Origin of the sequence: Aquiflexum lacus, from assembly GCF_015476655.1 — a bacterium.
In the GTDB taxonomy this organism is placed as follows: domain Bacteria; phylum Bacteroidota; class Bacteroidia; order Cytophagales; family Cyclobacteriaceae; genus Aquiflexum; species Aquiflexum lacus.
The window spans coordinates 1-15,262 of the sequence record NZ_JABFHF010000005.1 but is presented as its reverse complement, the minus strand read 5'-3'; the positions used below and the strand labels follow the sequence as shown (position 1 = coordinate 15,262).

Sequence of the window (15,262 nt, the reverse complement as noted above, 5' to 3'; positions counted from 1 at the left end):
CTTATACCACCTTTTTACCAAAACCAAAAATGAAAAAATACATACTGATTATAATTATGCTTTTTCTTGTGTGGAGACCTTCCTTGGCCCAACAAATAGGGAATATTCAAGGGATTTTGACAAGTGATGAGGGCCCGCTTGTCCAGGCTACCGTAATGGTTCAAAACACAGGATTCGGGGCCATATCTGATTTTGACGGGAAATTCAGCATCGCAAATATCCCTGCCGGGAATTACAAGTTGCAGATCAGGGCAATAGGTTTTGCTACGACTGTTATGGATGTTACTATCAAAGGAGGTAAAACCACAGAATTTACAAAAGAAATCAATCAGGACAGAATTGGTCTGAATGAAGTTGTGGTGAGCAGCAGCCGATACGAACTCAATAGGGAAGATGCCCCTAGCGTAGTCTCCGTCATTGGTTCCAAAATCCTCAACGCCACACAATCTGTAACCATGGTAGAGGGCTTGAGTTACCAACCCGGTATCAGGGTAGAGTCCAACTGTCAGAACTGTGGATTTACCCAATTAAGAATGAATGGATTGGAAGGTCCATACTCCCAGATTCTGGTTAACAGCAGGCCCATCTTCAGCACTTTGACCGGAGTGTATGGATTGGAAATGATCCCTGCCAATATGATTGAGCGTGTGGAAGTTGTAAGAAGTGGGGGTTCTGCACTATTTGGCTCTAATGCCATAGCCGGAACTGTCAATATCATCACCAAAGAACCTGTGGAAAACTCCTGGCAAATTGGGTCTAATTTTGGTTTGTTAAGAGGAGATATTCCCGATAATACCCTAAATTTCAATGGATCAGTCGTCAGTGAAGACCTTAACAGCGGTGTTACTTTTTACGGTATGAAAAGAGACAGGGGCGGATTTGATGCCGATGGTGACGGATTTACCGAAATTGTTCAGTTAAATAACCTCACTTTTGGTGCAAAGGCATTTTATAAGCCTACAGAGCTCAGTAAGCTGACTTTGGATGTAAATGCCATAGATGAATTCAGAAGGGGTGGAGATCAATTGGAACTGCCTCCACATTTTACAGATATCGCAGAGCAACTGGATCATAATATTGTAAACGTAGGTCTGACCTATGATCAGTTCAGTAAGGACCGGAGATCGAAAGTGTCCACCTATGGCAGCTTGCTTTCAGGGACAAGAAGGAGTTTTTATGGCGGCCTTGGAGGTGAGCGAACATTGGAAGATAGTATCGCAGCAGCCAGTGCCTATGGATTGACCAATGACTTTGCCGGTGTTTTGGGAACCCAGTTCACCCATAATTTTACAGGAAGGAATGTTTTTGTAGGTGGAATTGAATATCAGGGAAATTCTGTAAAGGATGAAATTGCAGGTTATGAAAAATTAATTGATCAAAAAGTCAATTCAGTAGGTTTTTATGGTCAATTTGAATGGAAAGCAGCAGATAAATTGACGCTCTTTATGGGAACCAGATATGATGTTGTCAATGTGGATGGCGTGTATGAGATCGGTAATATTAACCGAGCTGTAGATTTCAATAATGGGGTATTGAGTCCAAGATTTACCGTCTTATACGAATTGATGCCGGGAGCACAATTGAGGGGAGGCTATGCAAGAGGGTTCAGGGCACCTCAGGCATTCGATGAAGACCTGCACATTTCTTCTGTAGCGGGTGAGCAAAGGTTTGTCATTTTGGCCAATGACCTGGAAATGGAAACATCCGATGCCTTTACAGCTTCCCTGAATTTTGGTAAAAATACCGGGATCGTTCAAAGTAACTTTTTGATTGAAGGATTTTATACAAAACTGAACAACCAATTTCAAAGAGTGAATCTGGGACAACAGGTCAATGGCTCATTCTTGGAGGAAACCAGAAACGGCAGCGGAGCGACTGTTTCGGGTGTGAATTTTGAATATTCCATATCTCCTTCCCGATATTTTTCCTTCCAGATGGGTGGTACCCTCCAAAGGGCATTGTATGACGAAGACGAAGTTTTATTTGAGCCGGAGGAAGGTACCACTGAATTTCCGGAAATTACTGTTTCTGAATTTATAAGAACACCAAATACCTATGGCTTCCTTGCAGCCAATTGGACTCCAAACAAAAAATTTACCTTGGATCTGACCGGTATCTACACCGGTTCGATGGTAGCTCCTTTGGTGGTCAATGATGATGCATTTATCGAGCTGATTGATACACCTTCCTTCTTTGACGTGAATTTACGATTGGCTTATAGGTGGCAATTGAAAAATAAATTCAATATGGAATTAAGCGGAGGTGTACAAAATATGTTTGACAGTTTCCAGAGTGATTTCAGTACCGGTCCAACCAGGGATTCAGATTTTGTTTATGGCCCAATGAGACCAAGAACCTTTTTCATAGGGGTAAAAATCGGTAACTTCCTCTGATGAAATCAGTTCCTGTCATATTGATCCTGATTTTCCTGAGCAGGCATTCTCCTGCTCAGGAAAAATCTTCTGATTTTTGGCTGGATTTCGAGCAGTTGGAAGATTCATTGCGGGTCAATCCAAAACCTGTTTTTTTGTATTTCCATACAGATTGGTGTACCTATTGCCGGAAAATGGAGGCTGAGGTTTTCACCAAACCGTTTATTGTCGCTGAGCTATCTGAAAACTATTATGCAGTCAAATTCGATGCAGAAAATCCAGAAGACGTGATTTTCGATGGAATGGTTTTTTCCAATCGACAATTGAAAAAATCGAGAACTCCGCTCCATGACTTGGCCATTTTGTTCAATGGTCAAAATAATCCTTTTGCCCCGCCCCTTATGCTGCTGATGGATGAAAATTTTTTGGTGAAAAAACGGGTCAATTCCTACCTGGATTCCAAATCACTGCATTCAATTCTTAATCCTGATTTATAGTTTTACCCATCTATTTTCTCATTCTACTCTTTTGTTGGCAGTTTAACTCGGAAGTTACAATTAGTGACTTTACAGTTTTCTAAAATTTCAGACTTGTTGTTAAAATCATGGATTTACAAAAGAATACCCATAAGAGATCCAATTTATGATTTTATAGCATCAAATAGGTGAAAAATGATTTGAAAAAAAGATTCCTGCATGATACCGACCCCTGATTTGAAGGAAATGTTTTATAGAATACATTAGCCTGGTTTTGGGTAATCCAATTATTTTTAATCATTCCATTGGAGATCAAAAAAACATAGAAAACTCTGGGACATGTAAAGCTTTTCTTTCGTCTGTATTTTACAAAGCATTTTTTGACGCTTTGTAAGAGTCAAATAAGGGCTTTAGTGAAATAAAGCTAAATATGGGAGAAAACTTCATCTGTGATTTTCCTAACATATTCGGTAAAAGAATGAAAAGGACGGATTTTAAACACCCTATAAATACAGTAATTTTTTTTGCTGTGCTTTGCCTCTTAACTTTTGGTAAGGCTAAGGCCTTTAATTCAAATGAAAAATTATACAATCCTGACAGTATTTCAGAAATATCTTTAGAAATCACGGAATATGGGCTGATTTTTACAGAAATCATAGTTAATGGGTCTCCGGTTAAAGCTATGATTGATTTTGGAGATGGGCACGAATTGCAATTATCATCCAGCCTTGTAAAAGATTTGGGACTCAAAATTGAAAGCACCAATGCTCAAGTAGCGGATTTATTTGGAAACACTTGGGAGCTTTTTGAAGGCAAAGTAGATCATATCATGATTGGGAATTGGCTTGAAAAGGAAATGATTTTTACCATGCAGGAAGGGGAAATGGAGTCTGTAGCTCAACAGATCGGATATGAGTTTCATGCTGTGCTTGGATGGGGATATTTTAGAAATTACATTACAGAGATAGACTACAAAACCAGTAGGTTTATTTTGTATAAAAATGGTTTCGAACCAAAGAACGAGTGGTTAAGTTTTCCATTCACTATGGATACAGGGCAGTTGATATTTTTATCCAAAGTGCAAAACCAACAATTGAAATTTATGATAGATACAGGTTCTCCCGTAACTGTAATCGATCCAAGCATAAGTAAATTTTCCAATGAAGGCTACCTTGAATTTGAAATCAAAGGAAAAGTTTTTAGGCAACAGGTTTTTGAACAGGATTTATCAGTCTTGATGGATCTTGAAGTAGCTGGAATTATAGGAGGGGATTTCCTTTCGCATTTCCGAACTATCATTAACCCTGAGGAAAAAGTCATATATCTTATCGAAAACCCATAATATACCCATCAAAAATTGTCAAATCCTAATCTCCTCAATCATGAGAAAGCACCTGATCTTGATCTTCCTGTTTCTTTGTTTGAGCAACTCATATGCCCAAAAAGAGAATAAATCGGATTTTAGTTTGACCACAGGGCTGGTCTATAACCAATCCAACATGAAATGGAATACTACTACAGCTGTTGGTATTTATTTTGAACCTAAAATTTATTTTAATGAGCGGTTGATTATAGGATATCGGTTGGAACCAGTGGGATTGGCATATGGCGTTTTACTTTTACCGGGTGGATGTACCCAAGTGCATCGCCAATTTCCCGGAATGCCAAGTTGCCGGGAGGGATCTAATTTTCTAATCAACAATTATTTCTTTATGGATAAAAGATTGGGTAACCAAAAAATTGGAAAAAAAGGAGGGGTTTATCAACTCTATTCAGGGCTTAGCATCAACATCCATACCCATCATAGGTATATTATTACTTCCCGGAGGGCAGGAAATTGGGAAGACGCTGAAGCATGGATAACCAATTTAGGTCTCGGGTACAGGCTTGGGGCATTACTTGGGAGGACTCAATTAAACCTATCCTTCAATATCACCGGTAGTGATTTTCAACCGTTCTTGGGAATGAGTTTCGGTTATATTTTGATCAAATAGTGATTTTATCAAGAACTAATCTAAATAAAATTGTTTCTATGTAAAATCGACTGCAAATTGCAGCTGAATAGTCTTATATTTTGATCTTAAAATGATTTTGTATGAAGTCTGCTTTAGAAATGCACCCGAATCAATCCTATATCATCCATTCCATAATTGATTCACCTTTACAGGTCAACTTCTTGGAAATAGGTATTTTGGTTGGTAAAAGAATCAAACTGCTGCATCAAGCTCCATTTTCGGGATCCATTGCATTTGAAGTAGGTAATAATATGGTCTTCATGCGCATAAGCGAAGCAGGTCTGATACAGGTTATCCCTGAAGTTGCTGAACAAGAATTGGAACTTCAAGAATTGAAGAGCATCAAAAGCAATCATCCACTGCAACCTTCTTAACCCAATGGCCACGCAGCCCACAGTACAGCCCAAAGAAAAAACAATCGCCATCATCGGTAATCCCAATGTCGGTAAATCCAGTATTTTCAACCAATTGACAGGACTGAACCAGAAGATAGGCAATTACCCGGGTGTCACTGTGGATAAAACTTTGGGCTACTTAAATAATTCAGGCAAACAGATTCAATTGATAGACCTTCCGGGTACTTACAGTATTTTCCCAAAATCCGAAGATGAATTGATTGCTTTAAGGGTACTCACGGGAATGGAAGAGGAAAAACCTGATGCGGTAATGGTTATCCTCGATGCCTGCAATCTGGAAAGGAGCCTGCTTTTGGGCACGCAGGTTTTAGATCTTGGATTGCCTTTGGCCTTCGTACTCAATATGAAGGACCTTGCTGAGATAAATGGAGTAAAAATTAAAACCCACAAACTCTACGAGACCCTCGGTGTACCTTTGGTCATGACAGACGCCCGAAAATCAGTGGGAATGGAGGCAATCCGGTCTTTGGTTTTTGATGAAAAATTCGGGAAAGGCCAGCTGTTTCTTGAAATAACCGAAATTGCCAATCAGGAATTACTGGAAAAAGTAAGGGATAAATTTGGACTCCAAAACTTATATCAGGCATTCCAATACCTGATTTTTGCTGATTCCAATAAGTTGCTTTCATCAATGGAAAAGGAGTGGATTGAAGAGGTATGTAGACAATTTCACTTTGATAGGCAAGCCGCACAAATTGAAGAAAGTAAGAGAAGATATGCCAAAATCAAAGAAATCTTAAAAGACACTATTTCCTCTTCTTCCGCAAAAACGAGCAAATTCACCAAAAATCTTGATGGGTTTCTGCTGCACCCCTTATTAGGGTATCTGGTATTTATCGGTATCATGCTCTTGATTTTTCAGGCAATTTTTGCCTGGGCAGGAGTGCCAATGGACTGGATAGACCTGGGTTTTGCCGAACTTTCTGCTTGGATTTCTTCCTACTTACCTGAAGGAGTTTTGACTGATTTTATTGCTGAAGGATTGATTCCGGGAATCGGGGGTATCGTCATATTTATCCCTCAGATAGCCCTGTTATTTGGATTTTTAGCCTTCTTGGAAGACACCGGATACTTGTCACGGGTTGTGTTTTTAATGGATCGTATCATGAGACCCTTCGGTTTGCATGGCAAAAGTGTGGTACCTTTGATTTCGGGTTTGGCCTGTGCGATACCCGCGGTAATGGCCACAAGGACGATCAGCAATACCAAAGAAAAATTGATTACCATCTTGGTCACCCCTTGGATGAGTTGTTCGGCAAGATTGCCTGTTTACATCATTATCATTGGATTGGTGATACCCGCCGAAACTGTTTTCGGTTTTAACATGCAGGCGTTGGCGCTATTGGGCATGTATCTGCTGGGAACAGTCGCCACCCTCATAGGTGCATTTTTGCTCAATCTGGTGTTTGAACAAAAAGAGCGAAGCTTTCTCCTGACCGAATTACCCATTTATCGTTTCCCCAGATGGAAAGCGGTCCTGTTGACCATGTACAGCAAATCCAAAGTATTTGTGTTTGAGGCAGGCAAGGTGATTTTGTCCATTTCGATTATCTTATGGGTCTTGGCAAGCTATGGACCTCCCACTACCATGAATACATTGGAAGCGGAAAAAATTACCTTATTGGAGGCAGCAAACTCAGAAGAGGATGCCACTGAAATTGAAGAACTGTATGCTTCAAAAAAGCTCGAAGCCTCGTTTATAGGAATTTTGGGCAAAGCCATAGAACCTGCCATCAAACCTTTGGGTTACGATTGGAAAATCGGAATAGCACTGATCACTTCTTTCGCAGCAAGAGAAGTTTTTGTGGCCACAATAGCCACCATTTACAGTATTGGAGGTGATGTGGACAATGAACTGACCATCCGCGAAAAACTCGCACAGGAGACCCGACCGGACACGGGTGAAAAAGTATTCAATTTGGCAACAGGGATTTCCTTGATGGTGTTTTATGCATTCGCCATGCAGTGCATGAGTACCTTGGCAGTGGTCAAACGGGAAACCAAAACCTGGAAGTGGCCCATCCTTCAGACCGTTGTCATGACAGCAGTAGCTTATATGGCAGCATTGATCACTTATCAAATTCTAGTATAATATGTGGCAGGAAATCATTGTGTTTAGTTTGTTTTTTCTGGTTCTTGGATTGGGGATTTACAGGCTATTTTTTAAGAAAAAACCGAAAAGCAGTAATGGCTGCGGCTGTGAAGGTTGTAGTTAGGTTTTAAGATTTTAATTATAAATAATTACTTCAAAACTTATATATGCATGGGAAAATCCCATAGATTTTTTTATTACAAATTAGAATAAATATTTTGTCAATCCTTTTTTAGAAAGCTTCCAGTTATAGGTAAATGATCACTAATAATTCTCATGGTATCAGCAGGGAAAAAATTATCAACTTTTATTGTATTGTCAATTATTTCGGGATGCATATTCTTATTTACCAGCATGTAATCTAGTCTCCACCTTAGATCATTTGCAGGATGTGAATAGATTTCCGGATCTATTGGATCAATAAAAGCATTTTTCAAATTGTCATTATTTATTAAAATGCTTAATTCCTCACTGGTAGGAATTGCATTAAAATCCCCTACTATTACCATATTTCTATCTGGATTTTCTGCAAGCATGCGGTTGAATTGGCTGACTAAGAAGTTTAACTGACCTTTTCTCATAGCGACATCGCGATCACTTCTTCCTGCTTTAAGGTGTACTCCTGTGAGTAGAATTTCATAGTCAGCAGCAGGATATATTTCTATTGACCACATTCGTGTGTTGATTTGATTTTGACTTTCCTGTACACCCGTCTCAGTGAGATAATTTGGCAAAGGAGTATTTACGTTTCCATAGCCATACATAATTCCCATAGGAAACTTGCTCATGATGACTACATTCATATACCAGTTATGACTTGGAATATCTGCAAAAAATCTATAACCCATCTCAGGCAATGAATCTAATGCCAGCTGTTTTAAGTATTTAGCACTTTCAAATTCCTGAAGAACAACTATATCGGCATCAGCTTTTTTTAAGGCTTTTAAGAAGAGTTCACGCCTGAGCTCCATGTTTTCCGGTGGGGTATCTTCTCTTGCATTGTCAATATATGGATCGTCAAACTGATCTACAAAATGCTCAACATTCCAAGAGAGGATCTTGAATGTGGTATCTGTGGGGTAGGAATAATCGTAAGGAGTTACAGTAACAACTTCATTAGCGCCAATATTTAGAAATTTGGTATTGGTTTTGGTCCCAGCACAGGACATAATTAACAATAATGATAATATTGATAGCTTGTTCATAGCATTTTTTTGTGATCGAATGATTTTAAAAGACCAAACAAAAGTAGACGGGACTATTTATAAAGATACCAGTTCAAGATTTTCAAATTGTTAAGGTTGCTCAATAACTTTTTACTCAATTTAATATAGAATTAATTTGAACAAAGAAATGACCAAGCTTTTGAAATATTTCAAATTGGTATGTATGTGTTTGCTTAACCGTCCATTTTCTTCTTTTTTCCTGCTCGTTGGCACTTTGGTCCCGCAAAGTTTTGTAATTCTTAAATCCTTTTAGTTCCGCCATGGAACACCTATATTTACCTTACACCAAAAATTGCGAACACCCTATGGAGCAAGTGAAGGACTTTATTACCAAACTATTCTCTGCCGATGATTGGCCAGCTCGGTGGGTATGTGGCGAATGGTCATCTTTTCATGGGTGGTTGTATATCACCAGCGACATGGCTATTTGGCTAGCTTATTTTGTAATACCGGCCATAATTATTTTTTTCATCCAAAAACGACATAATCTGCCATTCTTGCCTGTTTTTTGGCTTTTTGGTGCCTTTATTATCCTTTGCGGGAGTACACATCTGATCGATGCCTTGATGTTTTGGTGGCCTGCTTATCGGCTAAGTGCTCTCATAAGGTTGCTGACCGCTCTTGTGAGTATGGCTACTGCTTTTGTACTGATTCGAGATTTGCCTAAATTGATAGAAGTTAAACCCGATGACCAACTAAAAACATATCAGTTGGAAAAGAAACTGAAATTGTATGAAGCTGAAATTGTTGAATTGAGAGAGCGATTAAATATCAAGTCTGAATGATGGTTACCCAACGCCAATCGATGATGCTGTTCCAAAATGCTGTTTTGATTTTCATGGCAGTATTAATCACCAGTGTCATTTTTGCAGTGGACTTGAATACGGATAGCACAGTAGCTGTGGCCAGTATGTATGCTATAGTGATATTATACAGTTGGCTCCTACCCGGAAAGTATGCAAGTATTTACGCAGCTGCGATTTGTTCTTTGCTCACAATTATATCTGTCGTACAAACCCAGCAAATGAGCACCAACCAAAGTAATCTTTCAGGAATGAATATGGTGATATCACTGGTGGTCATTTGGACTTGCGTCACGCTTGTCTTTATAGCCAAAAGTAGTTTTTCCAGTCTTGAGGGAATCAACAACCAACTATCGGATAGCTCAGCTGCATTATTTGAAAAAGTCAAGGAATTAGATATCCAGCAACAGAAACTTTCAGAAAACAAAATACAGCTTGAAAATCTGAATGAAGATTTATTGCTTAAAAATCGTGAACTTGAAAGGTTCACAAGTATTGCAAGTCATGATTTACAAGAGCCTCTTCGAACCATTGGGAATATGACCCACCTGATTTCTAAGAAACATTACACAAAATTCGACGAACAAGGAAAAAAGATGTTGGATTATGTGACCACTGCAACCAAAAGGATGACAGTTATGATTAAAGGACTTTTGGAATTCAGCAGAATAGGGAACAAGCGGGAGACCCAACAAGTAGATTGTCAAGAGCTGTTAAACAATATAGTGCTTGATTTTGACTCCGCCCTTAAATCTGTTAACGGGAAAATCTCGATCAAAGACTTACCCCATATCAGAGGAAATCCTGTTGAATTACGTATGCTATTTCAAAATTTGATCAGCAATGGTTTGAAATTCAAGAAACCAGATACTTCCCCGCTCATAGAAGTATCTGCGATTGAAAACAAAGTGAATGTGGAATTTTGCGTAAAGGATAATGGCATTGGAATTGATGAGGTTGATTATGAAAAAATATTTTTCATTTTCCAACGTTTGAATCCCACAGAAGAATATGAAGGGACAGGCTTAGGCTTGGCCTATTGCCGTAAAATCGTAGAGCAACATGGTGGGAAAATTTGGATTACCTCAAAAAAAGGGGTTGGTAGCTCATTTCATTTCACTTTAGAGAAAATCACATGATAGATAAAAATTATAAATTAGATTGCGTCCTGCTTATTGATGATGATGAAGCAACAAATTTTTATCATACGATAATATTGGAAGAGGAAACAGGGGTGCACATACAATCCTTGCAATCCGCCAAAGAAGGGCTTGACTATTTGCTTAGCAAAGGGGTTTATGCTGATTACCCACAGCCGGGCATTATTTTTCTTGATATCAATATGCCTGGCATGACCGGTTGGGATTTTTTAGTCAAATACAATGAACTGACAAAAGATGTTCATGATCGATCCGTAGTGGTTTTACTTACTACAAGTGTTAATCCAGACGATAAAGAAAGGGCTGCTACAATACCTGTAGTAAAAGAATTGGTCAATAAACCCCTCACTCCCGAAGCTTTTTGGAAAGTGGTGAATGAAAATTTTGTTTAGACTTGATGGAATAACTCAGAGACATTTCCAGAACACTTCCCTGTTGAAAGTTACCAAAAGTGAGCTGTGAAAATATTTGTAAGAATGGAGGTGGTTAAGGCGTCTGACCATACTCATCAGATATATGCCGGTCTTAGAGATATGTAAAAAAGGAAGTAAGGCCTAAGCCACTCCATTTATCATGTTTATGTCATGCTGCAATATTCTCCCCGGTTTCAAAAAGCCCTTACCATGTCATAATGGGTAGAAAAATTAATGGGGAGGCAGCAGACCATCGTTAAGGAATTTGTGGATAGAGATAAAGCTATTTGGGTAAATTGATTGTGTAAAAGTTACCCACTGTACTCTCTTTCAAAACAATTAAATACAGAAATGAGATATAATAAAGTGGACTTTTTAATGCTTAAAAGAATCAATTGAATGATCAAAACAGAAAACTTCCAAAAAGTTGAAGTCTCCTCCACTCAGGAGTTGAGGGTATGGCTGGAACATCATCATACTCAGAAAGAAAGCGTTTGGCTGGTCACCTTCAAGAAAACGGTTACGGACAAATACCTTTCCACTTCTGAAGTACTCGATGAGTTGTTATGTTTTGGCTGGATAGATGGGATCAGGAGAAAACTGGATGAACATAGAACCATGCAATTGATATCCCCGAGGAAAGTTGAACATTGGGTAAAAACTTACAAAGACCGAGCAGCTAAATTAATTGAAGAAGGCAAAATGCAAGATGCAGGATTTCGGTCCATTGCGCTTTCTAAGCAGGCTGGCTTATGGGATTTTATGGAAGATGTTGACAATTTGGTTGTTCCCGAAGACCTGCAAAATGCATTGAAGAAATATGAAGGAGCCACTGAATTTTTCTATGCCATCAATGATTCCAGCAAAAGGTTTGTATTGCGGTATATTAAGCTTGCAAAAACTGAGAAGACCAGAGTCTCTAGAATTGAACAAATTGCAGACCTTGCTTCAAGGGGTGAGAAATTAAAAGGGAGTTGACAAATAGAAATGAACCTTAAAAAAAACCTACAATCCTTACATAAATTTTCGGATGAAGAGCTAAATATGGCGCTCGGATTTTTCTATCAGGAAAAATTCAAAAAGGGAGATTTCTACCTCAGAGAAGGTCAGTTTTCCAATAAAATCTCTTTCATAGAATCAGGCTTGTTTAGACTTTTTTACCGGGTGGAAGGAGAAGAAAAAATCATGCTGTTCTTCTCCGAAAACCAGTTTATGACGGATTACTTTGGCTACCTCACACAAAGTCCTTCCATAAGACCTATCCAAGCCTTGGAAGATTCATTGGTTTACAGCATAGAAAGAGACAAGCTCAATCAGCTTTTTGAAGGCTCGAAAGCGTGGGAACATGTAGGTAGGAAACTGGCAGAATCTGCTTATGTGACCTCTGTCCTTCGTGCAAACAGGCTTTTACATGATGACTATGATACAAGATTGAATACCTTCATAGTAGAAAGCCCGACTTTAATACAGCGGGTCCCTCAATACATGATCGCCTCTTATCTGAATATGACTCCAGAAACTTTAAGTAGGGTGAAGAAGCGATTAATGAAAAACAAAGAGGTCAAAAACACCATTCACAAAGGCCTCTGAAAGGTGATTTTTGGAAGTCGACTTTCTTGATTTGAATCAATGACTGCGTGGTCTGTTGTTGCGAATTTTGTAATCAATACAATTACAAACGCAATGATCAAGATGATGACTCCTCTACTTCTTTTTCTCAGTATGCATGCCCATGCTCAAAAAAACAAGCCCAATGCCAAAGTTGAACCAATCACTATTGAGTATAAGGGCAAAAAGGTAAAAGCAAAAAAACTGACAGTAAGCTCAGAAATTCCCATGGATATTGACAGTGCCTGGAATAAAGTAAAATCACCGGCTCTTTTAGAGTTTGTAGCCAAAGGAATGATTCGGTTTAAACCTCTTGGTGAGGGGTTTCCCAAACAATGGAAGGTTGGAGAAACTTACAAAGTAAAAATGCGGGTATTCGGATTTATACCTTTTGGAGGAACGCATTATTTGTTTATTGATAATATCGATGAACAAAACCATACCATCACTACCAAAGAATGGGATAGAGGGGCCAAGGTATGGAATCACAATATATTAATGAAAGACCTAGACAATGGCAGTATTTATTATGAAGACTCCATCACGATTTACGGGGGTCTAATGACAGGTATTATCACTTCTTTTGCCAAGCAGTTTTACAAGCACCGACAAAAAAGATGGCAGATAGTGGCGGAGGAAAATCTTAATTTTTTAAAGTGAGATTCGCGTTATGTCCAATAAAAATATTTTCTTGAGAAGAGTCCACCATGGAATTAAGGTATTGCCTCCCTTCTAAAAAAGTTGACAAAATTTCTGGTAGCCTTATATCCCTTCCATTCTCGTGCTTTGAATACACTATCCAATTCTGTCTCAAAGACATGATTGACGTAATTGCTGATGGTCTTAACTGAAATCGCCAGGATAATGCTCAAAATATGTTGCTCTGAATAGCCTGACTTCAAAAATTTCTGAACATCATCTTCGGATGGGAGACCTCTTTGGTTAACCATCACACTTGTGAACTCCGAAAGCACCCTAAATTTTTCCTGCGGTATTTCCTTATTGCTTCGGATAGCTTCGGTTACTTCCACAGGAACCTTAGCTACTGTGTCTGCCAATAAACTGTGTGCACCCATGCAATAAGTACACTGGTTCTCTGCACTAATAGTTAAAAAGACTACTTCCTGTTCTGCCGGTGAAAATATCCCATCTGCTTTAAACTTTCTGTAGCCATGCATATAGGTATCAAGTAATGCCGGAGAATTGGCCATGGCCTTGTACATATTTGGAATCATCTTATTCTCCTTTCTTGCAGTATTCAAGAGATTTTTTTGTACTTCATCTGCGGTAGCCAATTCTACCAAGGGGGTAGTCATTTTAAAATTCTTCATGATTTAATGAATTATAGGATAAGAATGTTTGTCTTAAATATTTAAATAATTACTTTTACAAACCTAGTATCTAAAAGTAACTATAGCAATATGTTTCCATGGAGAAATCAAGTAACCAAACAGAAACTGTAATTGATTATCAAGCAGTTGAAGTCAAAAAAAAGTTGGAAAAAATTTTCAATTATGATCCTTTGGTACCACTTGAGACTTGCCCTATTAGAGATGTGCTATCCGTAGCCTCTGATAAATGGAGTATTTTGATAGTATTATTTCTGGGAGGGCACGAAATCTTGAGGTTTGGTGACTTGAAAAAGTTTATTCATGGAATATCCGCTAAAGTTTTAACTGAAAGACTCAGGACTTTAGAGAAAGATGGCTATTTAAGCAGACAAGTTTTCCCGGAAGTTCCGCTGAGAGTAGAATACAAACTGACCGCATTTGGGCTGAGATATTTGGAAAAACTATTGGTAATTTCGGAATGGATAAGTGATGAAATGGATTATGTGATTCAATCTCGCTTTCGATACGATAATAAGTAGATCTGATTTACTAAATAAACCATTCCTTAGCAAAGGCCATATGCAACAATTAAGATCTTATTTTTCTAAACTTATCAAGTTGACGGACCAGGAATGGGCAGATTATGCTGACTGCCTCGTCAAAGAACGCTTTCCCAAAAAATCCTTTCTTTTGGAAGAAGGTGGTTCATGCGATTTTATAGCTTTTGTTACAGAAGGTATCTTTCGTTTTTATCACGAGGTGGAAGGGGAAGAAAAGATCACTGCTTTCTTTTTTTCAGGAGATTTTGTGACCAATTACCGCAGTTTTCTTACTGGTGGACCCTCCGAGCATTATATTCAAGTGTTACAAGATGCCACTATTTACAAAATCAGTAAAAAAGACCTTCATGATCTTTATGATAAACACAGATCTATAGAGCGCCTCGGGAGGTTAATAGCAGAAAACCTTTATCTGATGGTGGCCAAGCGCTTGGATGCCTTTCATTCATCTAGTCCTGAAGAGCGCTATTATGAACTTGTAAATCGAAATTCCAAGCTTCTTCAAGAAATCCCTCAATATATGATAGCCTCTTATCTTGGAATCAAACCCGAGACTCTGAGCCGCATAAGGGCTCGTAAATAATTTTTTACTCAATATCATTTATTGACTTTGGTCAACGAAATTAACTTTCTGCACGCTCATTTTTGTACCATTAATTAACAATTAAATTTTGGTACAATGAAAAAAACTTGTTTACTATTACTTCTGGCAGGCCTCACATTGGTAAATGTTTGGGCACAAAATGAAATCTCGACTAAACCTAGGATGTTTTTTTCTGCTGGGTTTGTA

The 15,262-nt window shown here is 38.5% G+C and carries 17 protein-coding genes; 15 read left to right on the top strand and 2 right to left on the bottom strand.

The features are described from left to right. Positions 1-29: 29 nt before the first annotated feature. The 7 genes from HMJ38_RS06170 to HMJ38_RS25760 all read left to right on the top strand — a co-directional run bounded on the left by HMJ38_RS06170 (position 30) and on the right by HMJ38_RS25760 (position 7,495). Positions 30-2,393: a TonB-dependent receptor gene (locus HMJ38_RS06170; protein WP_194973502.1), complete on the top strand. Its 2,364-nt coding sequence runs from the start codon at positions 30-32 to the stop codon at positions 2,391-2,393. Continuing rightward, positions 2,393-2,869: a thioredoxin family protein gene (locus tag HMJ38_RS06165; RefSeq protein WP_228779920.1), complete on the top strand. Its 477-nt coding sequence runs from the start codon at positions 2,393-2,395 to the stop codon at positions 2,867-2,869. The genes HMJ38_RS06170 and HMJ38_RS06165 overlap by 1 nt, the downstream gene beginning before the upstream one ends. A 409-nt stretch (positions 2,870-3,278) precedes the next feature. Next, a complete protein-coding gene (locus tag HMJ38_RS06160) occupies positions 3,279-4,190 on the top strand; it encodes an aspartyl protease family protein (RefSeq protein WP_194973501.1) in 912 nt (303 codons plus the stop codon). A 40-nt stretch (positions 4,191-4,230) separates the two neighbouring features. Continuing rightward, positions 4,231-4,842 carry a hypothetical protein gene (locus HMJ38_RS06155; RefSeq protein ID WP_194973500.1) on the top strand — a complete coding sequence of 204 codons (612 nt, stop codon included), beginning with the start codon at positions 4,231-4,233 and terminating at the stop codon, positions 4,840-4,842. Positions 4,843-4,943: 101 nt separating this feature from the next. After that, positions 4,944-5,237 carry a FeoA family protein gene (locus HMJ38_RS06150; protein WP_194973499.1) on the top strand — a complete coding sequence of 98 codons (294 nt, stop codon included), beginning with the start codon at positions 4,944-4,946 and terminating at the stop codon, positions 5,235-5,237. Positions 5,238-5,241: 4 nt separating this feature from the next. After that, positions 5,242-7,371, top strand: a complete 2,130-nt coding sequence (feoB, locus tag HMJ38_RS06145) for a ferrous iron transport protein B (RefSeq protein WP_194973498.1) — start codon at positions 5,242-5,244, stop codon at positions 7,369-7,371. A gap of 1 nt (position 7,372) precedes the next feature. Beyond that, positions 7,373-7,495, top strand: a complete 123-nt coding sequence (locus tag HMJ38_RS25760) for a FeoB-associated Cys-rich membrane protein (RefSeq protein ID WP_194973497.1) — start codon at positions 7,373-7,375, stop codon at positions 7,493-7,495. A 97-nt stretch (positions 7,496-7,592) separates the two neighbouring features. Here HMJ38_RS25760 and HMJ38_RS06135 read toward each other — a convergent pair whose 3' ends face one another. After that, positions 7,593-8,576, bottom strand: a complete 984-nt coding sequence (locus HMJ38_RS06135) for an endonuclease/exonuclease/phosphatase family protein (RefSeq protein WP_194973496.1) — start codon at positions 8,574-8,576, stop codon at positions 7,593-7,595. A gap of 326 nt (positions 8,577-8,902) precedes the next feature. On the opposite strand from HMJ38_RS06135, the gene HMJ38_RS06130 reads away from it, so the two are divergent. The 6 genes from HMJ38_RS06130 to HMJ38_RS06105 all read left to right on the top strand — a co-directional run bounded on the left by HMJ38_RS06130 (position 8,903) and on the right by HMJ38_RS06105 (position 13,241). After that, positions 8,903-9,382, top strand: a complete 480-nt coding sequence (locus tag HMJ38_RS06130; RefSeq protein ID WP_228779919.1) for a hypothetical protein — start codon at positions 8,903-8,905, stop codon at positions 9,380-9,382. Then, the gene (locus HMJ38_RS06125; RefSeq protein ID WP_194973494.1) at positions 9,379-10,539 is read left to right on the top strand and encodes a sensor histidine kinase; all 1,161 of its coding nucleotides are present in this window, start codon (positions 9,379-9,381) and stop codon (positions 10,537-10,539) included. Before HMJ38_RS06130 ends, HMJ38_RS06125 begins: the two co-directional genes overlap by 4 nt. Continuing rightward, positions 10,536-10,952, top strand: coding sequence for a response regulator (locus HMJ38_RS06120; RefSeq protein WP_194973493.1), 417 nt, complete (start codon positions 10,536-10,538; stop codon positions 10,950-10,952). The genes HMJ38_RS06125 and HMJ38_RS06120 overlap by 4 nt, the downstream gene beginning before the upstream one ends. 420 nt (positions 10,953-11,372) lie before the next feature. Further along, positions 11,373-11,951 carry a YdeI/OmpD-associated family protein gene (locus HMJ38_RS06115; RefSeq protein ID WP_194973492.1) on the top strand — a complete coding sequence of 193 codons (579 nt, stop codon included), beginning with the start codon at positions 11,373-11,375 and terminating at the stop codon, positions 11,949-11,951. A 9-nt stretch (positions 11,952-11,960) separates the two neighbouring features. Beyond that, complete coding sequence (locus HMJ38_RS06110) at positions 11,961-12,563, top strand: Crp/Fnr family transcriptional regulator (RefSeq protein ID WP_194973491.1); 603 nt, start codon at positions 11,961-11,963, stop codon at positions 12,561-12,563. A 102-nt stretch (positions 12,564-12,665) separates the two neighbouring features. Further along, the gene (locus HMJ38_RS06105) at positions 12,666-13,241 is read left to right on the top strand and encodes a hypothetical protein (protein WP_194973490.1); all 576 of its coding nucleotides are present in this window, start codon (positions 12,666-12,668) and stop codon (positions 13,239-13,241) included. Positions 13,242-13,294: 53 nt separating this feature from the next. Here HMJ38_RS06105 and HMJ38_RS06100 read toward each other — a convergent pair whose 3' ends face one another. Continuing rightward, on the bottom strand, positions 13,295-13,912 hold the full coding sequence (locus HMJ38_RS06100; protein WP_194973489.1) for a carboxymuconolactone decarboxylase family protein: 618 nt from the start codon (positions 13,910-13,912) through the stop codon (positions 13,295-13,297). A gap of 98 nt (positions 13,913-14,010) precedes the next feature. Between HMJ38_RS06100 and HMJ38_RS06095 the strand changes: the two genes are divergently transcribed. Continuing rightward, positions 14,011-14,451, top strand: coding sequence for a winged helix-turn-helix transcriptional regulator (locus HMJ38_RS06095; RefSeq protein ID WP_194973488.1), 441 nt, complete (start codon positions 14,011-14,013; stop codon positions 14,449-14,451). 40 nt (positions 14,452-14,491) lie between these two features. Further along, a complete protein-coding gene (locus tag HMJ38_RS06090; protein ID WP_194973487.1) occupies positions 14,492-15,055 on the top strand; it encodes a Crp/Fnr family transcriptional regulator in 564 nt (187 codons plus the stop codon). Positions 15,056-15,262 lie beyond the last annotated feature (207 nt).